23 protein-coding genes are annotated in these 26,841 nt (G+C 69.3%); 7 read left to right on the forward strand and 16 right to left on the reverse strand.

The window, feature by feature from the left end; all coding sequences use genetic code 11:
* Positions 1-9 precede the first annotated feature (9 nt).
* The 6 genes from NON00_RS03775 (at position 10) to NON00_RS03800 (ending at position 7,431) form a co-directional block, all read left to right on the forward strand.
* On the forward strand, positions 10-900 hold the full coding sequence (locus NON00_RS03775) for a polysaccharide deacetylase family protein (RefSeq protein ID WP_256017751.1): 891 nt from the start codon (positions 10-12) through the stop codon (positions 898-900).
* Positions 901-1,097: 197 nt separating this feature from the next.
* Positions 1,098-2,147 carry an ABC transporter substrate-binding protein gene (locus tag NON00_RS03780; RefSeq protein ID WP_256017752.1) on the forward strand — a complete coding sequence of 350 codons (1,050 nt, stop codon included), beginning with the start codon at positions 1,098-1,100 and terminating at the stop codon, positions 2,145-2,147.
* Positions 2,144-3,049, forward strand: a complete 906-nt coding sequence (locus NON00_RS03785; protein WP_256017753.1) for an ABC transporter permease — start codon at positions 2,144-2,146, stop codon at positions 3,047-3,049. The genes NON00_RS03780 and NON00_RS03785 overlap by 4 nt, the downstream gene beginning before the upstream one ends.
* A complete protein-coding gene (locus NON00_RS03790) occupies positions 3,042-3,839 on the forward strand; it encodes an ABC transporter ATP-binding protein (protein WP_256017754.1) in 798 nt (265 codons plus the stop codon). The genes NON00_RS03785 and NON00_RS03790 overlap by 8 nt, the downstream gene beginning before the upstream one ends.
* A 31-nt stretch (positions 3,840-3,870) precedes the next feature.
* Positions 3,871-5,409 (forward strand): amidohydrolase family protein, encoded by a 1,539-nt coding sequence (locus NON00_RS03795; protein ID WP_256017755.1) that lies wholly within the window; start codon positions 3,871-3,873, stop codon positions 5,407-5,409.
* Positions 5,410-5,850: 441 nt separating this feature from the next.
* Complete coding sequence (locus NON00_RS03800) at positions 5,851-7,431, forward strand: ABC transporter substrate-binding protein (RefSeq protein WP_256017756.1); 1,581 nt, start codon at positions 5,851-5,853, stop codon at positions 7,429-7,431.
* Between the two features lie 75 nt (positions 7,432-7,506).
* On the opposite strand, the gene NON00_RS03805 is transcribed toward NON00_RS03800, so the two are convergent.
* The 8 genes from NON00_RS03805 to NON00_RS03840 all read right to left on the reverse strand — a co-directional run bounded on the left by NON00_RS03805 (position 7,507) and on the right by NON00_RS03840 (position 15,678).
* Positions 7,507-8,457 carry an ABC transporter ATP-binding protein gene (locus NON00_RS03805; protein ID WP_256017757.1) on the reverse strand — a complete coding sequence of 317 codons (951 nt, stop codon included), beginning with the start codon at positions 8,455-8,457 and terminating at the stop codon, positions 7,507-7,509.
* On the reverse strand, positions 8,454-9,491 hold the full coding sequence (locus tag NON00_RS03810; RefSeq protein WP_256017758.1) for an ABC transporter ATP-binding protein: 1,038 nt from the start codon (positions 9,489-9,491) through the stop codon (positions 8,454-8,456). The genes NON00_RS03805 and NON00_RS03810 overlap by 4 nt, the downstream gene beginning before the upstream one ends.
* Positions 9,457-10,299, reverse strand: coding sequence for an ABC transporter permease (locus tag NON00_RS03815; protein ID WP_256017759.1), 843 nt, complete (start codon positions 10,297-10,299; stop codon positions 9,457-9,459). Before NON00_RS03815 ends, NON00_RS03810 begins: the two co-directional genes overlap by 35 nt.
* Entirely contained in the window at positions 10,296-11,372 is a 1,077-nt protein-coding gene (locus tag NON00_RS03820) for an ABC transporter permease (RefSeq protein ID WP_256017760.1), read from the reverse strand. The genes NON00_RS03815 and NON00_RS03820 overlap by 4 nt, the downstream gene beginning before the upstream one ends.
* Positions 11,351-12,979 (reverse strand): ABC transporter substrate-binding protein, encoded by a 1,629-nt coding sequence (locus tag NON00_RS03825; RefSeq protein ID WP_256017761.1) that lies wholly within the window; start codon positions 12,977-12,979, stop codon positions 11,351-11,353. Before NON00_RS03825 ends, NON00_RS03820 begins: the two co-directional genes overlap by 22 nt.
* 45 nt (positions 12,980-13,024) lie before the next feature.
* Positions 13,025-13,570 carry an OsmC family protein gene (locus NON00_RS03830; RefSeq protein ID WP_256017762.1) on the reverse strand — a complete coding sequence of 182 codons (546 nt, stop codon included), beginning with the start codon at positions 13,568-13,570 and terminating at the stop codon, positions 13,025-13,027.
* 131 nt (positions 13,571-13,701) lie between these two features.
* Entirely contained in the window at positions 13,702-14,676 is a 975-nt protein-coding gene (locus tag NON00_RS03835; RefSeq protein ID WP_256017763.1) for a tripartite tricarboxylate transporter substrate binding protein, read from the reverse strand.
* A gap of 30 nt (positions 14,677-14,706) precedes the next feature.
* Entirely contained in the window at positions 14,707-15,678 is a 972-nt protein-coding gene (locus NON00_RS03840) for a tripartite tricarboxylate transporter substrate binding protein (RefSeq protein WP_256017764.1), read from the reverse strand.
* A gap of 335 nt (positions 15,679-16,013) precedes the next feature.
* Between NON00_RS03840 and NON00_RS03845 the strand changes: the two genes are divergently transcribed.
* On the forward strand, positions 16,014-17,363 hold the full coding sequence (locus NON00_RS03845; RefSeq protein WP_256017765.1) for an LLM class flavin-dependent oxidoreductase: 1,350 nt from the start codon (positions 16,014-16,016) through the stop codon (positions 17,361-17,363).
* A gap of 155 nt (positions 17,364-17,518) precedes the next feature.
* Here NON00_RS03845 and NON00_RS03850 read toward each other — a convergent pair whose 3' ends face one another.
* The 8 genes from NON00_RS03850 to NON00_RS03885 all read right to left on the reverse strand — a co-directional run bounded on the left by NON00_RS03850 (position 17,519) and on the right by NON00_RS03885 (position 26,639).
* Positions 17,519-18,694, reverse strand: coding sequence for an acyl-CoA dehydrogenase family protein (locus NON00_RS03850; protein WP_256017766.1), 1,176 nt, complete (start codon positions 18,692-18,694; stop codon positions 17,519-17,521).
* 44 nt (positions 18,695-18,738) lie between these two features.
* Entirely contained in the window at positions 18,739-20,319 is a 1,581-nt protein-coding gene (locus tag NON00_RS03855; RefSeq protein WP_370688662.1) for an ABC transporter substrate-binding protein, read from the reverse strand.
* 2 nt (positions 20,320-20,321) lie between these two features.
* Positions 20,322-21,734, reverse strand: coding sequence for an aminotransferase (locus NON00_RS03860; RefSeq protein ID WP_256017768.1), 1,413 nt, complete (start codon positions 21,732-21,734; stop codon positions 20,322-20,324).
* Positions 21,731-22,822, reverse strand: coding sequence for a histone deacetylase family protein (locus NON00_RS03865; protein ID WP_256017769.1), 1,092 nt, complete (start codon positions 22,820-22,822; stop codon positions 21,731-21,733). Before NON00_RS03865 ends, NON00_RS03860 begins: the two co-directional genes overlap by 4 nt.
* Positions 22,823-22,832: 10 nt before the next feature.
* A complete protein-coding gene (locus NON00_RS03870; RefSeq protein ID WP_256017770.1) occupies positions 22,833-23,969 on the reverse strand; it encodes an LLM class flavin-dependent oxidoreductase in 1,137 nt (378 codons plus the stop codon).
* Positions 23,970-24,079: 110 nt separating this feature from the next.
* Positions 24,080-25,066: an NrtA/SsuA/CpmA family ABC transporter substrate-binding protein gene (locus tag NON00_RS03875; protein WP_256017771.1), complete on the reverse strand. Its 987-nt coding sequence runs from the start codon at positions 25,064-25,066 to the stop codon at positions 24,080-24,082.
* 11 nt (positions 25,067-25,077) lie between these two features.
* A complete protein-coding gene (locus NON00_RS03880; protein ID WP_256017772.1) occupies positions 25,078-25,788 on the reverse strand; it encodes an ABC transporter ATP-binding protein in 711 nt (236 codons plus the stop codon).
* Complete coding sequence (locus NON00_RS03885) at positions 25,788-26,639, reverse strand: ABC transporter permease subunit (RefSeq protein WP_256017773.1); 852 nt, start codon at positions 26,637-26,639, stop codon at positions 25,788-25,790. Before NON00_RS03885 ends, NON00_RS03880 begins: the two co-directional genes overlap by 1 nt.
* Positions 26,640-26,841 lie beyond the last annotated feature (202 nt).

Genomic DNA, 26,841 nt, shown 5'->3' on the forward strand with positions numbered 1-26,841 from the left:
AGTCTCGGCATGACACGTGACCTGATCGGCTATGGCGGTGCCTGGCCGGATCTGCGCTGGCCCAATGGCGCGCGGCTGGCCGTCTCGGTGGTGGTCAATCTGGAGGAGGGGGCGGAGCAGCAGGTCGGCGATGGCGACCCGCATTCCGAGCGCATGGGCGAGGTGCTGAGCGTCGTGCCGCCCGGCGTGCGGGATATGGGGCAGGAGCAGATCTTCGCCTATGGCACGCGCGCGGGGCTGTGGCGCATGCTGGAGGCGCTGGAGCGCCATGCCGTGCCCGCCACCTTCCTGATGTGCGGCCGCGCCGTGCAGCGCGCCCCCGCGCTGGCCCGCGCCGTGGCGGCGGCGGGGCATGAGGCGGCGGCGCATGGCTGGCTCTGGCGGCCGCATGCCGATTACGCCAGCCGGGCCGAGGAGGCCGCCGATCTCGCGCGCTGCGTGGAGGCCATCACGCTGGCGACGGGGCGGCGGCCGGAGGGGTTTTTCTGCCGCGGCTCGGAAAGCGTGTGGACGCGCGGCCTGCTGCTGGAGCAGGGCTTCCGCTATACCTCCAACGCCTTCGATGACGATCTGCCCTATGAGGATCCGGCGCATCCCGGCCTGTTGGTGGTGCCCTACGCGCTCGACAGCAACGACATGAAGTTCTTCCACCCGAATGGCTTCGTTCGCGCCGGGGAGATGGTCGATTATGTCGGGGATGCGCTGGCCGTGCTGCTGGCCGAGGCGGAGCGGGGGCGGCCGCGCCTGCTGAATATTGGCTATCACCTGCGCATTGCCGGCCGGCCGGGGCGGTTCCGCGCCTTTGAGGGCGTGCTGGAGCGGCTGGCGGCGCTGCGGGGGCAGGTCTGGCTGGCGCGGCGGGGAGAGATCGCCCGGGCCTTTCGCGCTGCGCTGGGGTAGGTCATTCCGCCCAGGGATTGGGCTGGGGTGTGAAAAAATGCACTCAAAAAAGTCTTTTTGGTTTTTCACTGTGCATTTCTGAACGCATCTTCCCGCAAATGCACATTAATGGTGCTGCTTCTCGCCGGGAAGGGCTGCCTAGGATCGCCCGGCGGCCCAGCAGGGTCCGCCTTGATCCTGACAGGAGGTTTCCGGCGATGTGCGATCGCTTCGGCTGTGACCTTGTCCTGCACAAGCCCCGCCTGGCCCGGCGCGGCTTCCTGGCCACCGCGGCGGCCACCACCCTGACCATGGCCCTCGGGCCCGCGCAACAGGCCTTGGCCCAGGGCGGCGCCATGATCTCCAGCCGGGGCACCGGCTTCTGCAACCTCAACCTCTTCCTCGCCCATGCCATGCAGTTCTCGCGGCAGGACGGCGTGGCGCTGGAGTTCGTCAACGCACCCACCTTCGCCGAGCAGGTCACCTTCCTCGGCATGGGCCAGTCCAATATCGGCGTGCTGCCCTATACCAGCGCGCTCTCCCTCATCGATGGTGGCGCGCCGATCAGGATCATTGCCGGCGGCGGCGTCGAAGGCTGCGTGCTGGTGGCGCAGAAGGGGCTGGACAGCGCCGCCAAGCTGCGTGGCAAGACGCTCGGCACCTTCCAGCTCGATACGCTGGAAGTGCTGCCCTATGACTGGCTGAAGAAGAACGGCGTCTCCCTGCGCGACGTGAATGTCCGCTACATGGGCTCCACGCCCGAGGCGGCCGAGGCTTTCCGCGCCGGCGCGCTGGACTGGATCGCCACCATCGAGCCCTATGGCACGGCCCTGCTCAACGACGTGCCCGGCGCGGTGAAGCTCTCCGATGGCACGGATCTCTATGGCCGTGGCTATACGGATTGCGTCCTCGCCGCCCGCAGCGAGGTGATCGAGCGCAACCCGCAGGGTGTGAAGGCCATCATCAAGGCGATGATGCAGGCCCAGGCGATGTTCGAGCAGCACCCCGAGGAAGCGCTGCCGAAACTGGTCGGCAGCTACTACAAGACCTCGATGGAGAATGCGCGCCTCGCCTCCAGCAAGCAGCCGAGCGTTGTCGATGCCCGCAGCCAGTCGGATTTCATCCTGGGCCGCGTGCAGAGCCTGATCGAGATGGGCTATGCCAAGAAGGCGCCGAGCGCCTCGATCCTCGACTGGCGCCTGCTGGAACAGGTGATCGCCGAGAACAAGGCGCTGTATGACAGCCTGAAGTGGAAATCGGCCGCGTGAGCGGGGGGCTCGCCCGGAGCATGGCGCCGCCCGCGCCCCTGCTCCCCGGCCGGCGCCTCGCCCTGCTACGGGGCTGGGGTGTCCGGCTTGGCTGGTCGTTGCTCTCGGTCGGGCTGTTCGCCCTGCTCTGGGAATTCCTCTGGCTGATCGGCTGGGCGGACCAGAAGCTCCTGCCGCCGCCGCATATCTTCCTGGGCAATGTCGCGGAGCAGGCGCGCAACTTCAACACCGCGCAGCGCTGGCAGATCGGCAATGGCGGCAGCGGGCCAACGCCGTGGGAGGCGGTGGGGATCACCATCCTCTCCTCCACCGCCCGCGTCTTCGCCGGGCTGCTGCTGGCCGGCGCGGCCAGCATCCTCGTCGGTGTCGGCATCCGCTATTCGCGCTGGGCGGAGCGGCTGGTCCTGCCGACGGTGACGCTGCTTGCTCCTGTCTCGCCCATCGCCTGGCTGCCGGTCGCCATCTTTCTCTTCGGCATCGGCAACGGGCCGGCGGTGTTCATGGTGTTCATTGCGCTGTTTTTCACCATGACCATTTCCACCATCGCCCAGATCGACGCGGTGGACAGGAATTTCATCAACGTCGCGCGCACGATGGGGGCGACGAAGCGGCAGATCTATACCCGCGTTGTCATCCCCGCCATCCTGCCCGGCCTGCTGGTGGTGCTGCGGCTCAACCTCTTCGGGGCCTGGATGGTGGTGCTGGTGGCGGAGGCAACGGGCGTGGGCTACGGGCTCGGCCAGGTGATCATGCTGGCGCGCAATACCTTCAACCCCTCGCTCGTCTTCTTCACCATCGCGCTGATCGGCCTGCTGGGCTTCGGCTTCGACTGGCTGCTGCGCCAGCTCCAGGCCCGCCTCCTCTACTGGATTCCCGAGACGAAGGTGATCGCCGGTGTCTGACCCCGCCATCCTCTGCCAGGGCCTCGGCAAGACCTGGAATGCCGGCACGGCGCGCGCGCATGAGGCGCTGCGCAACATCGACCTTGCCGTGCGCCCTGGCGAATTCGTGGTGCTACTTGGCCCCTCGGGCTGCGGCAAATCCTCGCTGCTCTACCTCATCGCCGGGCTGGAGCAGCACAATGCCGGCACGCTGCGGGCCTTTGGTGAGGCCGTCACCGGCCCTTCGCCGGATCGCAGCCTGATTTTTCAGCAGACCTCGCTCTTTCCCTGGCTGACGGTCTGGCAGAATGTCACCTTCGGCCTTTCCCTGCGTGGCGATGGCGCGGCGCAGCGCCGTGCCGTGGCGCGGGAAGCGCTCTCCCGCGTCGGCCTCGCCGATGCCATGGACAAGCGGCCCGACGAGCTTTCGGGCGGCATGCGCCAGCGTGTCGCCGTGGCGCGGGCGCTGGCCATGCGGCCGCGCGTGCTGTTGATGGACGAACCCTTCGCCGCGCTCGACGTGCAGACCCGCGCCAAGATGCAGGATTTCCTCCTCGATGTCTGGCACAGCTCGGGCGCCTCGGTCCTCTTCGTCACCCACGGCATTGACGAGGCCGTGGCGCTGGCGGACCGCATTGTCGTCTTCACCGCACGGCCTGGCCGCATCAAGGCCATCGTGCCGGTCGATCTGCCCCGCCCGCGCGACATGTTCTCGCGTGCGGCGGAGGCTCTCCGCCAGCAGCTGAGCGGGCTGCTGCGCGACGAGGTGGATCGCGCCTTCGCTGAACAGGAAGCGCTCGCCTCCGCCTGACCCCCTCCGGATACGATAAGGAAGATCAGCCATGACCGCGACGATGGTGCGCGCGCGCCACCTCATCACCCGGACGCTCGATCGCCACACGCATGAGCAGATCGACGATGCCGCGCTGGTCCAGGAAGATGGCGTCATCACCGCCATCGGTGCCTTCGAGGATCTCCGCCGCCGCTACCCGGATATGGCGGTGCTCGGCGATGGCGGGCAGGTGGTGCTGCCGGGCTTCGTCAACAGCCACCATCATGTCGGGCTGACGCCGGTGCAGCTTGGCAGCCCGGACATGCCGCTGGAACTGTGGTTCATCACCCGCCTCGTCTGCCGCAACGTCAACCTGCGCCTCGATACGCTCTATTCGGCCTTCGAGATGCTGGCCTCGGGCGTGACCACGGTGCAGCATATCCATGGCTGGATTCCGGGTGGCCTCCAGGATGTCGAGAACGCCGCGAATGCGGTGATCGGCGCCTATGAGGAAATCGGCATGCGTGTTTCCTATTCCTTCGCGCTGCGCGACCAGAACCGCCTTGTCTATCAGGCCGATCAGGATTTCGTCGCCAGCCTGCCGGAGCCGCTGCGCGAGCCGATGGCGCGGCATTTCGCGCGCTTCCACATGAGCCTCGATGACAATTTCGACCTCTTCCGGCATCTGCGGAGCCGGCATCTGGGGAAGGAGCGGGTGCGGGTCCAGCTTGCGCCGGCCAATCTCCACTGGTGTTCGGATGCCGCGCTGGCGCGCCTTGGCGAGATGAGCGCCAGCGAGAATATTCCCATGCACATGCATCTTCTGGAGACGGCTTTCCAGAAGGAATATGCCGCCCGCCGCGGTGGCTGCACGGCGGTGGAGTATATCGACCGCTTCGGCCTGGTGACGAAGAACCTCACCCTCGGCCATGGCGTCTGGCTCAGCGAGAAGGATATCGATCGCCTGGCCGAGGCGGGGGCCTGCGTCTGCCACAACTGCTCGTCCAATTTCCGCCTGCGCAGCGGGATCGCGCCGCTCAACCGGCTGGAGGCGCGCGGCGTCACCACGGCCATCGGGACAGATGAAGCAGGCATCAATGACGATCGCGACATGCTGCAGGAAATGCGCATGGTGCTGCGCGCACATCGCACGCCCGGCATCGGCGATGAAGTGCCCACCATGCAGCAGGTGCTGCGCATGGCCACCGCCGGTGGTGCCCGCACCACGGCATTCGAGGGCCGCATCGGCACGCTGGAGGTGGGCCGTGCCGCTGATCTCGTCATGATCGACTGGCATCAGGTTGCCTGGCCTTTCCTCGATGACGAGATGCCGGTGCTGGATGCCGTTTTGCAGCGTGCCAAGACCGGTGGTGTGCGGGCCACCATGGTGGCGGGTGAAGTGCTCTACCAGGAAGGCCGCTTCACCCGCCTGGACCAGGATGCCGTGCTGAAGGCGCTGCACGAGGATCTCTCCAAGGCCCTGGCGGATGACGAGGTGGAGCGCCGCAAGCTCTCCAAGGCGTTGCTGCCGCATGTGCAGCGCTTCTATTCCGGCTATTTCGATCCGTCACGCCACCAGCCTTTCTACCGGCAGAGTTCGCTGGTGTAGGGGCTGAGGGGTCTGCCGATCCTTTTTCCCGGTTGCATATGCGGAATACCGGGTCGCCGTGCATCGAAGGAAGCAGGTGGCCTGTTGCCGTGTTCAAGGGCCTGATTGCCGGGCGGCCCTTGCCGGGAATGCCGCCCTTTCCGAAAGCGGGCCGCCTGTCGTGCGGGCGGGTGTCTCCAGCCCGCCTGACCTCTTTGTCACGGGGGTGTCCAGCACCCTGAAGATGCCGGAATCTTCGCGGTATGCAGGCTGTCCGGCACGCCAATCCGCGTCTTTGGGTGAAGAAGCATGACCCGGCAACCAGGACAGGGAGTGGCAGCCAACAGGCCATAAAACAAAAAATATACGTGCAACATTGTATTTCACATAAATTCATATGATATAGACGGTGCCTGCCGGTGCCACTCCTGTGGCGCCGGCTTCACCATCAAGGCTGGCGTGATGCAAAGAAGAAGCTTCCTGGGTGCTGCTGGCGCCGCTGTCCTGGCGCCGCTTGCGAGGCCCGCGCGCGCGGCGCAGGGCACGGTGCTGCGCTTCGTCCCGCAATCCAACCTCAGCTCGATCGACCCTGTCTGGACCACGGCGAATGTCAGCCGCAACCACGGCTATCTCGTCTATGACACACTGTATGGCTCCGACCGTGCCTATGCCCCTCAGCCGCAGCTGGCCGCGGGCCATCTGGTGGAGGAGGACGGGCGGCGCTGGGTTATCACGCTGCGTGAGGGCATCCGCTTCCATGATGGCGAGCCGATCCGCGCGCGCGATGCGGTGGCCAGCATCCGGCGCTGGGGGCGCCGCAATGCCTTCGGGCAGAAACTCCTGGCGGCGACCGAGGAACTGAGCGCCCTGGATGATCGCCGCCTGCAATTCCGCCTGCGCAAACCCTTTCCCCTGCTGGCGCATGCCCTGGCCTTTGCCGGACAGCCCGCTTTCATCATGCCTGAGCGCGTGGCCGAGACCGATCCCTTCCGGCAGATCCAGGATGCCACCGGATCCGGCCCCTATCGATTCCTGGCTGATGAATACAACAGCGGGTCGCTCGCTGCCTATGCGCGTTTCGACGGCTACCGCCCCATCACGGCGGGGACACCGAGCCTGACGGCGGGTCCGAAGGTCGCGCATTTTGACCGCATCGAATGGCGCATCATCAACGATGGCGGGACCGCCTCGGCCGCGTTGCAGTCGGGCGAAATCGACTGGTTCGAGATGCCGGAATACGAATTGCTCGAACTCTTCGCGCGCGATCGCAACCTGTCAGTGGAGGTCCTGGATACGGGTGGCAATAACGGCTTCCTCCGCCTCAACCACCTGCACCCGCCCTTCAACAACAAGGCCGTGCGTCAGGCGCTGCTGCACGCCGTCTCGCAGGCCGACTTCATGGCGGCCAATGCTGGCCCTGACCGTGCGCACTGGCGCGATGACACCGGTGTCTTCACCCCTGGCTCGCCTTCTGCCAGCCGTGCCGGCCTGGAGCCCCTGCTTACGCCGCGCAGCCTTGAGAAAGCGCGCTCCCTGCTCAAGGAAGCAGGGTATGATGGCCAGCTGACGCGCATCCTCGGCCCCACCGACATACCCGCCGCCTCGGCCTGGAGCCAGGTCGCGGCCGACCTGTTCCGCCGCCTCGGCTTCAACCTCGACTATGCGACATCGGACTGGGGCACTGTGCTGCAACGCCGGGCGAGCCAGGAAGCGGTCGAGAAGGGCGGCTGGTCGGCCATCACCTCCGGCTTTTCCAGCTTCGATTTCGCCAGCCCGGCCTCGCATCCGCTGGTGCGCGGCAACGGGTCGCAGGGCTGGTTCGGCTGGCCCGATATCCCGAAGCTGGAGGAATTGCGCGATGCGTGGTTCGAGGCGGCGGACGAGGCTTCCCGCAAGGCCATCGCGGAGGACATCCAGCGCACCGTCATCGACGAAGTCGCCTATATCCCGACCGGCACCTATTACTTCCGCACCGCGCTGCGCAGGACCTTGCGCGACCGCGTGGAGGGCCTGCCGATCTTCTGGAATATCCGCCGCGCCTGATGGCGGGGTCCGGGGTAGCCCTGCTACCCCGGCGGGAGGGTCCGGGAGGGCGGAGCCCTCCCGGAACATCGACGCTCATGCGAGATGGCAGGCCACGGTGTGCTCCGGCCCGGCCAACCGTAAAGCCGGCACATCCTCCCGGCAGCGCGGCAGGGCGAGCGGGCATCGCGGATGAAAGCGGCAGCCCGATGGCGGGTCGATCGGGCTCGGCAATTCTCCTGTCAACGGCAGGGGAGGGCGTGCCCGCGCCTCGGCCGGGTCGGCCACCGGTGTCGCCGCCATCAGGGCGCGGGTATAGGGATGGCGCGGCTGCCGCCACAGCGCATCGCGCGGGGCCTGCTCCACCACCTGCCCCAGATACATCACCGCCACGCGGTCCGCGACGTGACGCACCACGGCGAGGTCGTGCGAGATGAACAGCGCCGCCAGCCCGAATTCGCCGCGCAGCCGCAGCAGCAGATTCAGCACCTGTGCCCGCACCGAGACATCGAGCGCGGAGACGGCTTCGTCGCAGAGCAGCAGGCGCGGCTCCAGCGCCAGGGCGCGGGCGATGCCGACACGCTGCCGCTGTCCCCCCGACAGTTCATGTGGAAAGCGCGCGGCGATATCCCCCCGGAGCCCGACATGGGCCAGCAGCTGCGCGACGCGGGCGCGGCGCTCGGCACGGCCACCGCGCCGGTGCACCAGCAGCGGCTGCTCCAGGATGCGCCCGATGGTCTCGCGCGGGTTCAGGGCGGAGAGCGGGTCCTGGAACACCATCTGCATGCGCGCGCGGTAGCGGGCGAGATCCCCGCGCCCTGCCTTCGCGAGGTCGGTGCCCTCGAACAGAATGGCGCCCGAGTCCGGCGGCAGCAGCCGCATGGCCAGCCGCGCCAGGGTGGATTTGCCGCAGCCGCTTTCACCGACAAGGCCGAGGGTTTCCCCCGCCCGCACCGTCAGGCTGACATCATCCACCGCGCGGACGCGGCCGGCCGGTGTGTCGAAATGCCGTACCACGCTGCGGAGTTCCAAGATCGGTGTGCTCATGCGGCGTGCCGCCCCGTCCCGGCCGGGAGCGGATGGAAGCAGGCGGCGCCCTGGTGGGGCGCGCCTTCCCGCCAGGGCGGCGGCGTGGCGTGGCAACGCGCGTCGGCGCGCGGGCAGCGCGGGGCGAAGGCGCAGCCCGCCGGCAGGTCGTGGAGGGCCGGCACCAGCCCCGGAATTTCCGGCAAGGCGCTGCCGGGCGGCAAGGCTTCCAGCCGCACCGCATCGAGCAGGCCGCGCGTATAGGGATGCAGCGGCGCGGCGAAGATGCGCTCCACCGGCCCCTGCTCGACCACCCGCCCGGCATAGAGCACCACCACCCGGTCCGCCACGCCGGCGACCACGCCGAGGTCATGGGTGATCAGCAGCAGCGCCATGCCGAGGCGCCGGCGCAGATCCTCCAGCAGCGCCATGATCTGCGCCTGGGTGGTGACGTCGAGCGCGGTGGTCGGCTCGTCGGCGATCAGCAGTTCCGGCTCGCAGGCCAGCGCCATGGCGATCATCGCCCGCTGTCGCTGGCCGCCGGAGAGCTGGTGCGGATAGTCGCGCGCGCGCAGCTCCGGCGCGGGGATCTGCACCAGCGCCAGCAGCTCCACCGCGCGCGCCCAGGCGGCGCGGCGGCTGAGCGGGCGATGCAGGCGGATCGCCTCGGCGATCTGCGCGCCGATCCGCTGCACGGGGTTGAGGGCGGAGAGCGGTTCCTGGAAGACCATGCCGATGCGCCCGCCGCGGATGGCGCGCAGCGCGGCGGGCGGCAGGGCGAGCAGGTCCACCCCATCGAACAGCGCGCGCCCGCCGGTGATGCGGCCCCCCGCCGCCTCGACCAGCCGCAGCAGCGAGGCGGCGGTGACGGATTTTCCGCTGCCGCTCTCGCCCACCAGCGCCAGCGTCTCGCCGCGCGCCAGGGTGAAGCTGACATCGCGCAGCACGGGCAGCGGCCCCGCATGGGTGGTGAAGGTGGTGCACAGGCCAGAGACCTGGAGCAGGGGCGGGGCAGGCCCCTCAGCGACGGCGGAGATGCGGGTTGAGGCAGTCATTCAGCCCCTCGGCAAGAAGATTGAAGGCCAGCACGGTGACGACGAGGGCAAGGCCGGGCAGGCCGCAGATGTACCAGGCCTCCACCAGCTGCTCCCGCCCGCTGCCGATCATGGTGCCCCAGCTCATCACATTGGGGTCGCCGAGGCCGAGGAAGGCGAGCGCGGCCTCGGTCTGGATGGCATGGGCGATGGTCAGGCTGGAGATGGCCACCACCGGCGGCAGGGCATTGGGCAGGATCTGCGTGCAGAGCAGCCGCGCCGTGCCCATGCCGAAGGTTTCCGCCGCCAGCACGAAATCACGCCCGCGCAGGGCGAGCACCTGCGCCCGCACCAGCCGCGCCGTGGCCGGCCAGGAGACGAGGCCGATGGCGAGCACCGCCGTGGCCACGGAAGGGCGGAACACCGCCACCAGCACAACGGCGAGGACGAAGGTCGGCACCGTCTGGAACAGTTCCGTGACGCGCATCAGCGCGGCATCAGCGCGCCCGCCATGGAAGCCCCCCAGGGCGCCGACCAGGATGCCCAGCCCGGCGGCGATCAGCGTGCTGACGAAGCCGACCAGCAGCGAGACGCGCGCGCCCGAGACGAGGCCGGTGAGCATGTCGCGCCCCATCACATCGGAGCCGAGCGGGTTGGCGGCCTCCTCCGCCGGCCAGAGCATGGGGGGCGCCGCCATTTCCCAGGGATCGCCGGGCCAGAGCCAGGGGCCGAACAGCGCCAGCAGCAGCACGGCGAGCAGCAGCAGCAGGCCGGGCCCGCCCTGGCGGTGCGCCAGCAGCCGCCGCGCGAGGCCGGGGGCGGCGCTCATATCCGCCGCGCCCCGGTCGTGACGCGCGGGTCCACCAGGCGGTACAGCCCGTCAATGCCAAGATTGACGATGACGACAAGGATCGAGCTGAAGAAGAGGATGCCAAGCAGAAGATTCAGGTCGCGCGTGCGGATGGCCTCATAGGCGAGGCGGCCGAGGCCAGGCCAGGAGAAGACGGTTTCCACCAGCACCGCGCCGCTGAGCAGCGAGGCCGCCTGATAGCCCGCCATGGTGACCATCGGCAGCAGCGCGTTGCGGAAGGCGTGGCGCAGCGTAATGCGCCATTCCCCCGCGCCCTTGGCCCGCGCGGTGCGGATGAAGTCGGCGCCGTGCAACTCCAGCATGGCGCTGCGCACCAGCCGCGCATAGACGGCGAGGTAGAAGGTGCTGAGCGTCAGCGCCGGCAGGACGAGATGGGCCAGCAGGTCGCGCAGCCAGGCAAGGCCGGCATGGCCCGCGCCGATCGTCAGCATGCCGCCCGAGGGCAGCCAGCCCAGCCGCGCCGAGAACAGCACGATGGCCATGAGGCCGAGCCAGAAGGTGGGCAGCGCGTAGCTGAGCAGGGTCAGGCCGGAGAGCAGCAGGTCCGGCCAGCGCCCGGCATGGCGCGCCGCCAGCAGCCCGGCCAGGGCGCCGAGCGACACCGCCAGCACCAGGGCCGAGAGCATCAGCAGCAGCGTCGGCGGCAGGCGCGTGAGGATCAGCTCCCGCACCGGCATGTTGAGGCGGTAGGAATGGCCGAGGTCGAAGCTCGCCAGATGCCCGAGATAGCGCAGGTATTGCACCGGCAGGGGCTGGTCCAGGCCGAAGCTGCGGCGCAGCTCGGCCATGGTCTCCGGCGTGGCGGCGCCGGCCTCGCCGGACAGCACATCGACCACGTCGCCCGGCGCCAGTTGCAGGATCAGGAAGTTCAGCGTGGCGATGCCGAACAGCACCGGCGCCAGCTGTGCCAGCCGGCCCCAGGGAATCCATGTCCAGGGAATCCATCTCCAGGGAGTCCATGTCCAGGGAAGCCAGGCCCGGAAGAGCGGCCGCCGGACGCCGGCGCCGCTCAGCGCGCCGGGGCCAGCCATGCATCCTCCAGCCCGGCGAACATGCCATCCCCCTGCGCCCGCTCCTTGCGGAAGCGCGCGGTGGAGACGGTGGTCCAGGTCAGTTCCACCAGATCGAGGATGGGCGAATCCTCCTGCGCGATCTCCTGCCAGCGGGTGATCAGCGCCTTGCGCTTCGCCACATCGCCCTCGCCCGCGGCGGCTTCCATGATCCCGTCCAGTTCCGGGTTGGAATAGCCGGAACCATTGGTCCAGGGCGCGCCCTTGATGATGTTCTTCGTCCAGTACAGGCGCTGCACGCCGAGCGTCGGGTCTGGCAGGCGGTGCAGGCTGGAGGTCATGATGTCATAATCGGCATCGGTGTAGACGCGGCGCAGGAAGGCGGCCGGGTCCTCCACCACCAGCTCCAGATCGACGCCGATGCGCGCGAAGGCCTGCTTGATGAACTCGCCGGCGCGGTTGGATTCCAGGCTGCCGCCATCGCCGGAGACCAGGTTGATGCGGAAGCGCCGGCCATCCGCGCCGCGCCGGTAGCCGGCCTCGTCCAGCAATTGCTCGGCCCTGCGCGGGTCGAATTCCTGCGGGTTGCCGCGCGCGTAATACTGGCTGACGGAGGAGGGGATGGGCCCCGTGGCGGGCTTGCCATAGCCCTGCCAGACCAGCCGCACCAGCGCCGCGCGGTCGATCGCGTGGGACAGCGCCTGCCGCACCCGCCGGTCGCCGAGATAGGGCCGGCGGACATTGATCTGCGCCAGGAAGATGGAGGCGAGGAAGCGCCCATCCTCGGTGTTGATCGTGTATTTCCGCGCATCAGAGAAGCGCCGCAGGCTGGTGACGGGAATCAGCGAGCCGATGGTGACATCGATCTCCCCCGCCTCCAGCGCCACGCTGCGCGCCACGGGATCGGGGATGAAGCGGAACAGGATGCCATCGAGATAGGGCTTGCCCTCCTGCCAGTAATCCGCGTTGCGCTCCAGCGCCACATGGCTGCCGCGCACCCATTCCTTGAAGCGGAAGGGCCCGGTGCCGATCGGCGCGCTGTTCGCCGGGTTCTGCAGGATATCCGTGCCCTCGTAGATGTGGCGCGGCAGGATCTGCGCCCCGTAGGTGTTGATGTAGTTGAAGAGGTAGGGTGCCGGCGCGGAGAGCACGATGGTGACGCTGTGCGGGTCCGGCGTTTCCACCGCCGTCACATTGGCGAAGACGGCGCGGCCGAAGGGGTGCAGCTTCTTCGACACCTCCAGCAGGGTGAAGCGCACATCGGCGCTGGTGAAGGGCTGCCCGTCATGCCAGCGCGCGTTGCGGCGCAGGTGGAAGGTGATGCGCAACCCGTCCGCGCTCACCTCCCAGGACTGCGCCAGCGCCGGCACCGGCTTCAGGTCGAGATCGTAGCTGACCAGCCCCTCCAGGATCTTCGACGACACCATGCCGATGTTCATCGTGGTGATGAAGGCCGAGGTGAGGATGGGCGGTTCCTGCACGACGATGCGCGCGGTGCCGCCGCGCACCGGGGCCTCGGGGTCGGCGGGCGCGTGGCCGGCATGCGGCGGCGTCTGGCCCTGGGCCTGGGCCAGCGCGGGCAGGCCGGCGAGGCCCAGGCCGCTGAGCATCAGGTGGCGTCGTTTCATGGCTGGGGCTTTCCGTCGGGGGCGGGCGCTGTGTCGGACCAGTGCCTATTCGGCGGCCTGCGACAGCGCCGGCAGGCGCGCGATGGCGCCGGAAATCTCCTGTGGGGCGCGCAGGAGATGCAGGATGGGGCAATTCTTCTCGACAGCCTCGTGCAGCCGCGCCAGCTCCGCCTCCCCGGCGGGAGAGGCGATGGAGACCGTGTAGCGCAGCCCGTAGGGATGGCGCGGCACCGCCTCGAAGCCGGGCTGGCCGCTGCGGCCATCGATTTCCCCTTCCACCGCCACTTCCACATGCTCCAGCGGGATCTGCAGCAGAGCCGCCTGGATCAGGAAGGTGTGCGTCAGGCAGCTGCCCAGCACGCCGAGCTGTAGTTCCGGAGAACTGGGGCCAAGGTCATAGCCCGCGAAGCTCTCCGGGCTGTCGCTCAGCACCTGGAAATCGCGGATGCGGATGCGGCGGACGCCGCTGCGCCCCTCCGCTCGCACCGTGGCCCGCAGCGGCTGCGGCTTCGTCTCCGGCCGGGCGGCCTTCTCGCGGAGGCGGAACAGGGCCTCGCGCTTCTGCGCGAGATACTCGGTCAGGCTCGACATGTGGCATTCCCCAAGGGGTGGCGGGGCAGGGACGGGGGCGGCCGATGCGGGCGCCCGTCCTGCCTGGCAGCATGGGGAAGAATCACGCGAATGGTCAATGTGTAATTTTAATTACGCTTAAAATATAGGTATTATTGATCCGGCCGGATCCCCGCCTCCTCGACCAGCGCGGCATAGCGCGCCGTCTCCGCCGCCACGAAGCGCCGGGACTCCTCCAGCCCCAGCCCGGACAGGGTGAAGCCCAGCTCCTCCGCCTTGCGCACCAGCACCGGCTCCGCCAGCGCCCTGCGCAGGTCACCGGCCAGCCGCTCCGCCAGGGGGGCAGGCAGGCCGGCCGGGGCCTGCACCGCCGTCCAGCTCGTGATCGACAGTTGCGGCACCCCGAGTTCGGCCGCCGTCGGCACGGTGGGCAGCAGCGGGTGGCGCGCCGGGCCCGTCACCGCCAGGGCGCGCAGCCGCCCGGCCTGGATCTGCGGCAGGCACTCGGGAAGGTTGGAGACCACCACATCCAGCGTGCCCGCCACCAGATCGGTGATCGAGGGCGCGCCGCCACGATAGGGCGCGTGTTGCAGCAGATCCCCCGCCCCGGCGGCGCGGCGCAGCAGCTCCAGCCCGATATGCGGCGGCGTGCCCGTGCCGGAGGAGCCGCCATTCAGCCGCTCCGTCCGCGCCGTGGCCAGGAGCGCGGCGAGGTCCGGCCAGGGAGCCCCGGCCCGCACCACCACCACCAGCGGCAGCGAGCCCAGCACGGTGAGCGTCGTCAGGTCGCGCAGGAAATCATAGGGCGCCTGCGGGAAGAGCGAGGCATTCACCGCATGCGCCAGCGTGATGGCGAGCAGCGTATGTCCGTCCGGTGCCGCCTTCGCGGCGATATCGGCCCCCAGCATGGCATTGCCGCCAGGGCGGTTCTCCACCAGCACGGGGCGGCCCCACCCTTCCTGCAACCGCTGCGCCAGCAGCCGGGCGAGGATGTCGGTCTGCCCGGCCGGGGTGAAGGGCACGATCAGCCGGATATTGCGGTCCGGGAATTCCACCGCGCGGGCGGCGGCGGGCAGCAGGAAGGGCACGGCCAGCAGGCCGCGGCGGGGCAGGGCGAAGGGCGGCATGGCGGGCCTCGTCGGTGCGGGGAACAGCGATCAGTCGAGCCGGACCCCCGCCTGGCGCACCACATCGCGCCAGCGGGGCACATCGGCGGCAAGCCGCGCGGCCAGGGCCTCCGGCGTGCCGGGGCTGGGCTCGAAGCCCTGCTCCAGCAGCGGCCCCGCCACCTCGTCCAGCGCCAGGATGCGGGCGGCCTCGGCCCGCAGCCGGGCAATGATGGCGGGCGGTGTCCCCGCCGGGGCCAGCAGCCCCTGCCAGGACACCACCTCGACCTCCGGCAGGCCGCTCTCCCGCGCGGCCGGCACCTCCGGCAGGGCGCGGGCCCGCCCGGGGCTGGTGACCAGCAGCGGCCGCAGCCGCCCCGCCCGCACATGCGCCGTCGCCGCCGGCAGGGTGAGGAAGACCGCGTCGATATGCCCCGCCATCAGGTCCTGCAGCGCCGGGCCGCCGCCGCGATAGGGCGCGTGCGCCCATTCCGCGCCGCTGCGCGCCTTCAGCAGCTCGGCCGCCAGATGGCCGATGCTGCCATTGCCGGGCGAGCCCAGCGTCAGCGCACGGCTGCGCGAGAGGCTGACGAAGGCCTCCATCGTATCGGCCGGCAGCCCCGGCCGCACCACGAGAAGCTGCGCCGCCGAGACGGTTTGCAGGATGGGCGCGAAGTCGCGCAGCGGGTCATAGCCGGGGCGCGGATAAAGCGCCGGGTTGATCGCCAGGCTGTCCCAGCCGACGAGCAGAGTGAGCCCGTCCGGCCGTGCGCGCGCCACCAGTTCAAAAGCGATGTTGCCGCCAGCGCCGGCATGATTCTCCACCACCACCGGCTGCCCCAGGCTGGCCTGGAGGTGGCGGGCGAGGAGGCGCGCCAGCGGGTCCAGGCTGCCGCCCGGCGCCACGGGCACGATCAGGCGGATCGGCCGGTCCGGCCAGCCTTCCTGCGCGGCGGCGGGCCGGGCGAAGGGCCACGCCGCCAGCCCGGTGCCCATGACGGAGGCCAGCAGGGATGCCAGCACGCGGCGCCGGCCGGCAGGGGCGGAGGGTGAGGCAGAGGGTGAGGCAGAGGGTGGGGCGGAGGGTGGGGCGGAGGGTGGGGAAGGGGGCATGGCATCCTCTCCGATGCGGTCGCCGCCCATAAAATATCATTCAAAAACGTGTTGCAAATGATTCAACGAATGATCTTGTATATTCCTGCCTGGGGTGGTGATGGCTGGCACGCGCGTGTGATTCAGAACGAGATACTACCGTGAATTTCCCGTGCGGCGCGATGCCGCCGCGGCCTCTCGCGCCGGCCCACCTTGCCCCTTCGCCCCAGCCCCGCCCCCAAAGGGAACCCCAAAGGGAACCGCAGATGCGCCGGCAGCTTCACCTCAATCTCTTCATCCACGGGCGCGGGCATCATGAATCCGCCTGGCGCCACCCCGCCGCCACCCCGCTGGCGATGACCGACCTCGCCTATTACCAGGACCTCGCCCGCCGCGCGGAAGACGCCTGCTTCGATGCCATCTTCTTCGCCGACCACCTCGTGCTGCTGCCGAGCGAGATCGCCCACGCCGTGCAGGGCGGGCTGGAACCGCTGACCCTGCTCGCCGCCCTGGCCACCGGCACGCGCCGCATCGGCCTCGTCGCCACGGCCTCGACCAGCTACACGGAGCCCTTCAACCTCGCCCGGCAATTCGCCTCGCTCGACCACATCAGCCACGGGCGGGTGGGCTGGAACATTGTCACCACCTGGCTCGCCGCCGCCTCGCGCAATTTCGGCCGCGACGCGCCGCCGGGGCTGGAGGAACGCTATGCCCAGGCGGAAGACTTTCTCGCCGTCGTCACCAAGCTCTGGGACAGCTGGGCGCGTGACGCGGTGCTGGATGACCGTGCCCGCGGCCGCTTCGCCCGGCCCGATCGCGTGCGGCGCTTCGACCACCACGGGCCCTTCTATCAGGTCAGCGGCCCGCTGAACGTGCCGCGCGGCCCACAGGGTCGTCCGGTGCTGGTCCAGGCCGGCTCCTCCGGCACGGGCAAGCGCTTCGCCGCCCGCCATGCCGAGGTGATCTTCACCGCCCATCTGGAGCAGGGCGCCGCCATCGCCTTCCGCCAGGAGATCCGCGCCCTGGCCGCCGGGTTGGGGCGCGACCCGGAGGGGGTGGTCATCCTCCCCGGCATCAGCGCCGCCATCGGTGGCACCGAGCGCGAGGCCCAGCGTATCTGGGACGAGCTGAACGAGAGCGCCGCGCCGGAAGTCGGGCTGGAACGCCTCTCGGCGCGTTTCGGCGGGCATGATTTCTCCCACCTGCCGCTCGACCGCGCGCTTTCCGTGGATGATTTTCCGCCGCCCGCCGGTGTGCAGGCCGCCCGCAGCCGCGCGGAGGTGATCACCGACCTCGTGGCGCGGGAGAGGCCCACCCTGCGTGCGCTGCTGCACCGCCTCGCCGCCGCGCGCGGCCATTACACCATGGCCGGCACGCCGGAGCAGGTGGCGGATGTGATCGAGGCCTGGTTCCGCTCCGGCGCTGCTGACGGCTTCAACGTGATGCCGCCCATCCTGCCAGCGCAGTTCGAAGCCTTCACAAGTGAGGTCGTTCCCCTCCTGCGCCGCCGTGGCCTGTTCCGCGAGGCCTATGACAGCGAGACCCTGCGCGGCCATCTCGGCCTGCCCGAGCCGGCCAATCAGTTCTTCGGCGCGGAGGCGGAGGTTTTGGTTTAGGGAATCTTTTATATTCAACATTTTATCTTCTTTTCTGAAGAAAAAGAAGCAAAAAGACTTTTTCAGTCTGGCGTCCCGCCTCAGGCCATACGCGGGACGCCAACTGGAAAAGTTTTTTGGTTCTTTTTTTCAAAAAAGAACATAAATAACTGAATTTAAAGAATTATACGCCCGGCGGCGATCATCGCGCTATCGGCCTGTGGCACATGCACCACCCCGCACTGGACATCGCGCCAATGCCGTTCCAGCGGATTGTGCCGCGACAGGGCATGGTTGCTGGCAAGGCCATTGGCCAGCCGGACCGCGTCCACCGCCTGCCGCGTCAGCACCACCTTCAGCAGTCCGGCCTCGGTCGAGGAGGGCGCGTTTCCGGCATCCGTCTCGGCCGCGAGGCCGGCGAGGAGGCGCCCATTGACGGTGAGCAGCGTCGTGATCTCGCCCACGGCCTCCTGCACGCGTGGCAGGCTGGCCAGGGGCTGGCCCAGATTGGCCGGCACCCGCCCGCGCAGGAAGCCCAGCAGCCAGTCCCGCGCCGCCACGGCCACCCCGGTATAGAGCGCGCCCAGCAGCGCGGCATTCCAGGCCGCCTGGATGTCATCCCGTGGCGGCGGGCCTTCCCCGGCCGGCTGCAACTGCCCCGCCTGCTCCTCCGGCACGAAGACATCCTCCAGCACCACGTCATGGCTGCCCGAGGCGCGCAGGCCCAGATGGTCCCAGCTCTCGACGATGCGCAGGCCCGGGCTGCCGGCGCGGATGAGGAAATTGCCCAGGCGGGGCTTCAGTTCATCCGTGCGGCAGAAGGTCTCGAACCAGGTGAGGCCGGGCGCGCCGGTGGAATAGATCTTGCGGCCCGAGACGCGCCAGCCACCGGGCACGCGGCGGGCCGTGGTGGCCGGCAGGCCGCCCCGGGTCGGGCTGCCCAGCTCCGGTTCCACGCGGATGGCATTGACCAGGGCGCCCTCCTGCACGGCCTCGCGCCCGAGGCGCTCACGCAGGGGGGCCGCATAGCCCTGGCCGCGCGCAAGCGCCGCCTGCTTCGTGCATTGCATGGCCAGCACCAGGGCCGTGGAGGCACAGCCCTGGGCCACCAGCCCCACCGCCTCGGCCGAGGCCGCCAGCCCCCCGCCCTGGCCGCCCAGCGCCACCGGCACGGTGAGCGAGAGCAGCCCGGCCTGCCGCAGCAGATCGAGCGCATCAAAGGGAAAGCTGCCATCACGGTCATGCCGTGCCCCGGCCTCGCGCAGCTGCGGCAGCAGGGTTGGCCAATCCGGCCTGGGACGCCCGGCGGGCGCGGCGGGAAGAGGCGCGAGGGCGGCCTGTGCGAGGGTCATCCGGCGGGCTCCGTCGTCAGGAGAAAGGGAGGGGGCCGCGTGGGTCATGCCGGGCGGATCTGCCAGAACAGCGCGAAGCCATGCGGCGGCGCCGTCAGCCCCTTCCATGCGGTGCGGGTGAGCAACTGGCCGAGCGGGAGATAGGGCACATCCTCGAAGGCCTGGCGCTGCATCTCGGCGGCGATGCGGATGCGCTCACCCTGGTCGGACTGCTCCATCCAGGCGGCCCGCAGGGCTTCCAGTTTCTCGCTGCTCGGCCAGCCGCGCGGCCCGGCCCGGCCATTGGCGCGCAGTGAGCTGTGGACCGCCGGGTCCAGCTGGTCCATGCCGGCCCAATAGGTGCTGAAGACGCTCCAGCCACCCTGCTCCACCGGCTCCATCTTGGTCAGGCGGGAGAGGGTCGAGCCCCAGTCGAGCGACTGGTAATCCACCTGGATGCCGAGGCGCTGCAGGAGGTCGGCCGCGACATCGCCCAGCGCCTTCAGCGTCGGGAAGTCCGAGGGTGCCAGCAGCACGGCCTTCTCGCCCCTGTAGCCGGAGGCGGCGACGTCACGCCGCGCGCGCTCCAGGTCGCGCGGGGCGGTCAGCGCCTCCAGCCCGGCGGTGCTGGCCATCGGGGTGTCCGGGCAGAAGAAGCCCACGCCATCGCGCCAGCCATCCGCAACTTCACCGGCCACGGCCTGCATGAAATCCGCCTGCCGCAGCGCCGGCAGCAGGGCGCGGCGCAGCGCCGGGTTGTTGAAGGGCGGATGCAGATGGTTCAGCCGCATGGTGCCGATATAGCCGGTCGGGTCCGGCACGGCGGTGCGGATGGCGCGGTCCCTGGCCAGGGCCGGCAACAGATCGAAGGGCGGCGCTTCCCACCAATCCACCTCGCCGGCGCGCAGGGCGGCGGCGGCGGTGGAAGGGTCGGGCAGGACGTGCCATTCCACGCGCTCGAAGAAAACTTCCTTTGGCCCGGCGGTGAAGCTTGGCGTGCCGGCGCGCGGCACATAATCGGGGTTGCGGGCGTAGACGACGCGGGCACCGGCCAGCCGTTCCTCCGCCACGAAGCGGAAGGGGCCGCTGCCCACCATCTCGCGGATCTGCGTGTTGGGGTCGGTCTGCGCCAGACGCTCCGGCATCATGACGCAGACCGGCGAGCCGGGCTTGCCCAGCGCATAGGTGAGCAGCGGAAAAGGCTTTTTCAGGCGGAAGCGGAGGGTGCGGTCATCGGGCGCCGACAATTCGTCAATGGCGGCGAGCAAGGATTGCCCCAGCCCGTCCCTTGCCGCCCAGCGGCGGATGGAGGCGGTGCAGTCCCGCGCCAGGACCTTTTCCCCGTCATGCCAGCGCAGGCCCTCGCGCAGGGTCAGCGTCCAGGTCAGGCCATCCGGCTCGACGACATGGCCTTCCACCATCTGCGGCTGGATCCGGTACTGCGCATCCATGCCATAGAGGGTATCGAAAACCATCAAGCCGTGATTGCGCGTGACATAGGCGCTGGTCCACACCGGATCGAGGATGGCGAGGTCTGATTGCGGCACGAAGCGCAGCACGCGCTTGCCCTGCGCCTGGGCCAGGCGCGGGGATGACAGGGCGGCGGAACTGCCCAGCGCGGCGGAAAGCAGAGTACGACGATGCAGGCTCATGCCACCTGTTCCTCCGCAAGCGTGAACAAGCCCTCGCGCGCCAGGGCTGCCGCCACATCGTCCAGCGCGGCGCGCAGGCCCGCGAGCAATTCCTGGATCTCGGCCGGCTGGATGATGAGGGGCGGACAGACGGCGATGGCATCACCGCGCAGGCCGCGCAGAATGAGCCCGCGCTCCAGCGCCGCCTGCTGCACGCGCGCGCCAATGCCGAGTTCGGCCGGGAAATGCCGCCGGCTTTCCTTGTCGGCGACGATTTCGACGGCGCCGATCAGCCCGATGCCACGCGCCTGCCCCACCAGCGGATGCCCCACCAGATCGCGCAGGCCCTGTTGCAGCAAGGGCGCGACCGCCCGCACATGGCCGATGATGTCGCGTTCCTGGTAGATCCGCAGCGTCTCCAGCGCGACCGCGGCACAGACGGGATGCGCGGCGTAGGTGACGCCATGGGCGAAGACGCCGAGCTTCTCGCTCTCCGCCAGAAGGGCCTGATGGATCTCCTCCGAGACCAGCACGGCGGAGATCGGCAGGAAGGAGGCGGAAAGGGCCTTGGCCACCGTCAGCAGATCCGGCTTCAGGCCGAAGGTCTCGCAGGCGAAGAGGCGGCCGGTGCGGCCGAAGCCGCAGATCACCTCATCGACGATGAACAGGATATCGTGCCGGCGCAGCACGGCCTGGATGGCGGTGAAATAGCCCTCCGGCGGCACGAAGACGCCGCCGCCGCCGGTGACCGGCTCGGCGATGAAGGCGGCGATGGTCTCCGGCCCCTCTCGCAGGATCAGTTCTTCGAGTTCCCGCGCGCGGCGGGCGACGAAATCGGCCTCGCTCTCGCCGGGCGCGGCATCATGCCAGTGGCTGGCGCTGCCGGTATGCAGGAAGCCAGGCAGGGGCAGGCCGAAATCCTGGTGGTTGGCGGCCTGCCCTGTGGCGCTGGCGGCGGCGATGGTGACTCCATGATAGCCGCGCTGCCGCCCGATGATCTTGCGCTTCTCCGGCTTGCCCCGCGCATGGTTGTAATGCCAGGCGAGCTTGATCGCCGCGTCATTGGCCTCGGAGCCGGAATTGCTGAACAGCACGCGCGACAGGCCCGGCGGGGCAAGAGCCAGCAGCGTCTCCGCCAACTCGATCGCAGGCCCATGCGAGCGGCCGTTGAAGATGTGGTAGAAGGGCAATTCCTCCATCTGGCGTGTCGCCGCCCGGACGAGGCGTGGCTCGTCGAAGCCCAGCGCGGCGGACCAGAGGCCGGCCATGCCCTCCAGATACCAGCGGCCCTGCTCGTCCTGGACACGCACACCCTTGCCGCGGCGTATCACCAACGGCCCGGCCTCGGCATGGCGGCGGAGGTTGGTGTAGGGATGGATCAGGCTTGCCGTATCGCGTGCGGCCCAGGAATTGCGCGGCGTGCCGCTCATGCCGGTGTCTCCGTCAGCTGCGGTCGCGTGGCGATTCCGCGCGCGGCCAGGAATCCATCGAGGAAGGCGGCAAGATTGTCCTCCAGCCGCGTGATCAGGTAGCCGCCCTCCTGCACCAGCAGGATGGGGGTGCCGAATTGCCCGATCCGCCGCCCGGCCTCGCGGAAGCCATCGGCCTGGACAGCGAGGTTGGCGCTCGGGTCACCTTCCTGCGCATCGAAGCCGAGGGAGACGACCAGTGCCTCCACGGCCTGCCGCCGCAAAGCGGAGAGTGCCCTTTCCACCGCGGCAACCCATCCGGCACTGCCCGTGCCCGGCGGCAGCGGCAGGTTCAGCGTGGCGCCGAGGCCACGGCCCTGGCCGGTTTCATCGGCATAGCCGGCGAAGAAGGGGTAGAGCCCGGCTGGATCTCCATGGACCGAGGCGAAGGCAACATCCTCGCGCTCGTAGAAGATGGCCTGCGTTCCGTTGCCGTGATGGACATCGATATCGAGGATGCCAACCTTGTTGATGCCGCCCGCGCGCAGTGTCTCCGCGGCGATGGCGGCGTTGTTGAGGAAGCAGAAGCCGCCGGCGAGGTCGGCATAGGCATGGTGTCCGGGTGGGCGCGTCAGGACATAGGCCTGCGCATCACCCGCCAGCAGGCACCGCGCGCCTGCCTCAGCCGCCCGGGCGGAAGCCAGGATGGCGCCCCAACTGCCTTCCAGCAGCGGCGCGCCATTGCCGCCGAGATACCAGCCGGCAAGGCCGACAATATCGCTGGGGCGCCGGTTCAGCGGTCGCACGGCGAAGGCGCTGGGGCGCACGGCCAGATCCGCCTCGCGCCCCGGCCTGCTGCGCCAGGCGGCGAAGCCGCCTTCCAGGAAGCCGAGATAGCCCGCCTCATGCACCTTTGCGATGACGCCAAGGCTTTCCTGGCCGCTCGCCCAGGCTTGGTTTTCCTCCACCGGGAGGCCTGCCGCCTGCACGGCCCGCAGCAGAGCCGCGATACGCGCGGGGGTTTCGAAATAGGGCCGCGCGCCGGCACCGCTGCCGATCACGGGGTCCGGGTCATGCGCGGCATGACCCGGGGGCAGGAGGACGCGCATGGCCGCCCCGTCACTCCGCCGCGACGGCCTGGGCGGTGCTGCGCTCGCGCTCCGCCACCAGGGCGCGGAAGCGGGGCAGCAATTCACGCCCGTACTGGATGGCATCGACCAGCGGATCGAAGCCGCGGATCAGGAAGGTGGTGATGCCAAGATCATAGTAGTCGAGCAGAGCTTCCGCCACCTGGTCCGGCGTGCCGACCAGCGCGGTGGAATTGCCGGAAGCACCGGTCAGCGCGGCAATCTCCGTCCACAGCCGCTTGTCGAGGCGCTTGCCCTGGGCAGCGGCGGCGAGGAGGCGGCGGGAGCCCTCATTCGGCGGCGGCGGCGCGGCGCCGGCGGCATCATGCTGCCGGGCATTGTGCGGGGAACGGCCGCTGCCGCCGCTCTCGCGCAGGGCACGGGCGCGGCGCAGGATCTCCTCCGCCTTGGCCCAGGCGGCTTCCTCGGTCTCGGCGAGGATGGGGCGCAGCGAGAGGCTGAAGCGTGGGTTGCGGCCATGCGGGGCGGCGGCGGCCCGCACGCGGTTCAGCAGGTCGCGCGTCTGCTCCAGCGTCTCGCCCCACAGCGCATAGACATCGGCATGCTTACCAGCCACCGGCAGCGCCGCCTCGGACGCGCCACCGAAGAAGACGGGGATGCCTTCGGCCCGGTAGGGCTTCACATCGCCGAAGCCGCCCAGAACCTTGTAGTAGCGGCCTTCATAGTCGAAGGGATTCTGCGAGGTCCATTCCTGGCGGAGGATGTCGATATACTCGCTGGCGCGGGCATAGCGCTCATCCTTCGTGAGATGGTCGCCATCCTGGGCCAGTTCCTTGTCGTTGCCACCGGTGATGATGTGCACGGCGGCGCGCCCGCGCGCGAACTGGTCCAGCGTGGCGAGCTGCCGTGCCGCCAGGGTGGGCGCGGTGAAGCCGGGGCGATGCGCGATCATCAGCCCCAGGCGGTCCGTCACATGCGCGATGTGCTGGCCGATCAGGATGCTTTCGGCCGAGTTGGAGTGGAAGGCGACCAGCACGCGATCGAAGCCGACATGCTCATGCGCCTTGGCCACGGCCTCGATATACGGCACGTCCACGGCCGGGCCGCTGCGCCGCATGGTCTCGGAGGAATTGAAGTGGCCGACATAGCCAATGAATTCGACGCTCATGGCGATTCTCCCGAAGGGTAGGTCTGGCAGGTTGGGGAAGGGCGGCCCGGCTCCGTCCTCCCGCGGGAAGCAGGCAGGCCTGGGCAGCGGTGCTGTCCAGGCGCAAGGGCTCAGAGCCGCGCGAGATGGTCCCTGACACGCACAGGTTCCGGCAGGACGCGGCGCTGGGACAGCCAGTCCGCCGCGCGTTGCAGTTCCGCCTGGAAATCCGTGTCATCGATGCGGCGGATGACGTAGCGGCGGCGGCGCTCGATGAAGGCATCCCGGATCGCGTCGCTATAGGCGCCCTGGCGCTGCGCCAGGGTTTCCGCCTCGCGCGGGTTCTCGCTGGCCCAGGCGGCCTCGGCCGCATAGGCCGCGTTCACGGCGCGCACGATCTCGGTGTTCTGCTCGGCAAAGCGGCGCGTCACGAGATAGGAGCTGAAGTCGATCTGGAAACCGAGGTCACGCCCCTCGACGAAGATATCGTGCGCGCCGTATTCGCTGCGGGCGATATCCACACCCGGGCTCCACATCGACCACGCATCGACCTTACCGGCGGCGAAGGCTGGCGCTGCCTCGGGCGGGTTGAGATAGACGACGCGGACATCGTTGCGGCTGAGACCATGCTTTTCCAGCGCGGCGATCAGCAGGAATTCGCCGAGGCCTGAGCGGTTGACGGCCACACTCCGCCCCTTCAGCCCTGGAATGCCGGTGATGCCCGAGTCCCGCCGGGCGATGATGGCGGTGGTGCGCGGCTCGACCACGGCGAATTGCGTGAAGACCAGCGGCGATCCGGCGATGATCGAGGCCAGGGCGGGCGTCGTGCTGCCGCCGAAGCTGAAATCCGCGCTGCCGCCGACCACCGCCTGGATCGAGGGGGCATGGGCGGGGAAGGGGCCGATCCATTCTACCTTGATGCCATCGCGGGCCAGCAGGCGCGCGAATTCACCGCGTTCCTTGGCCAGCAGCGGCAGGCCGCCGAAGCCCCAGCCGAGGCGGACGGTATCCGTGGTGCGGCGACCCTGCGCCAGGGCCGCGTGGCCGGCCAGGGTGCCGGCTGCGGCGAGGCCCGTGCCCAGCACCGCGCGGCGGGAGAGGAAGGGGAGAGACAGCATGGGTTTTCCGCTCAATCGGCCGTGGCCCGCAGGCCGAGCGCCGCCAGAAGATCGCGCCGCAGGGCGGCGGCTTCCGGATGCGCGCGGTCGCGGCGCGTGGCCTCGGGTGGGATATGGGTTCCGGCGATGGCGCCATCGCGCATCACCAGGATGCGGTCCGCCAGCGCGATCGCCTCATCGACATCATGCGTGACCAGCAGCACGCCAGGGCGGTGCCGCGCGACAAGATCGCGCACCAGGTCATGCATGCGCAGGCGTGTCAGCGCATCGAGCGCGGCAAAGGGTTCGTCGAGCAGCAGCAGGGCCGGTTCCTCGACGAGCGCGCGCGCCAGTGCCACGCGCTGGGCCTGGCCGCCCGAGAGGTTGCGCGGCCAGTCCTCCAGCCGGTCCCCCAGGCCGACTTCGGCGAGGGCCCGCGCGGCACGGTCGCGGGCATCGTGGCCGGACAGGCCGAGCGCGACATTGCGCCACAGCGTGTCCCAGGGCAGCAGGCGGTGTTCCTGGAAGACGATGGCGGGGCGCCCGGCCGTCTCGATCCGCCCGCCCTGGGGTGAGTCCAGCCCGGCCAGTGCGCGCAGCAGCGTGGTCTTGCCGCAGCCGCTTTCCCCGAGCAGCGCGACGAATTCGCCCCGCGCGATGGTGAGGTTGAGGCCATCGATGATCACGCGCGGGCCATAGGCGCGGCGCAGTTCCTGTACGCGGGCGGCGGGGAGGCTGGCCATCAGCGTGCCCCCCGGCGGGCATAATTCGGATGCCAGGCCAGCAGGCGCCGCTCCAGCAGTCGCGCCACCCCATCGGCCAGGACGCCGATCAGCGCGTAGATGACAATGGCGAGGACGATGACATCGGTGCGCAGGAACTCCCGCGCATCCATGGCCAGGAAGCCGATTCCTGAGGTGGCGGCGATGGTCTCGGCTACCACCAGCGCCAGCCATGCCGAGGCGAGTGCATAGCGCACGCCGGCGAGCAGCGATGGCATGGCGCCGGGCAGGATGATCCGGCGGATCAGCTGCCCCCGGCTGAGGCCGCGCACGCGCCCCATCTCCAGCAGTTTCGGATCCACCTGCCGGATGCCGAGCACGGTGTTGATGTAGATGGGGAAGAGCACGCCGAGCGAGACCAGGAAGATTTTCGCTTCCTCGCCGACGCCGAACCAGACGATGACGAGCTGCAGAACGGCGAGGAAGGGCACCGCGCGGATCATCTGCACCGGGCGGTCCAGCAGCGCCTCGGCGAGGCGGGAGAAGCCCACCGCCAGGCCCAGCAGGAAGCCGATGCTGCCACCAATAGCGAAGCCTGAGGCGGCGCGCAGCAGGCTCACGCCCATATCCGGGATCAGCTGGCCATTGCCGATCAGGCGTATGGCTGTTGTGGCGACCTTGCTGGGTGCGGGCAGGAGATGCGGTGGGATCTCGCCGAAGCGTGCCGCGCCTTCCCACAGCAGCAGCAGCGCCACGGGTGCCAGCCAGGAGAGCAGATGCAGGCCCAGCCCGCCCCAATCGCCTGCCGTGTTGTGCTGGCCAGGGCGGGTGCCGCGGGAGGCGGGCGACTGGCCAGCCGTCGTGGCGCTCATGCGCGTTCCTTTCGGAAATCTATTATATATTCGTTTTAAATCGTGTAATTCGAATTGCAACGTAAAAATTTCTCTTTCCTGTTCGATCTGCGGAGCGTCCAGGCCGGGCAGGATGATCGCGGATTGGCGCCATGAACCGAAAATCCCTTTTGCAGAAAAGAATCATATTCAACTCTCGCAGGAAGCTCTGGCGCGATGTTAC

The sequence above is a fragment of the Roseomonas sp. GC11 genome (assembly GCF_024437745.1).
Lineage (GTDB): Bacteria > Pseudomonadota > Alphaproteobacteria > Acetobacterales > Acetobacteraceae > Pseudoroseomonas.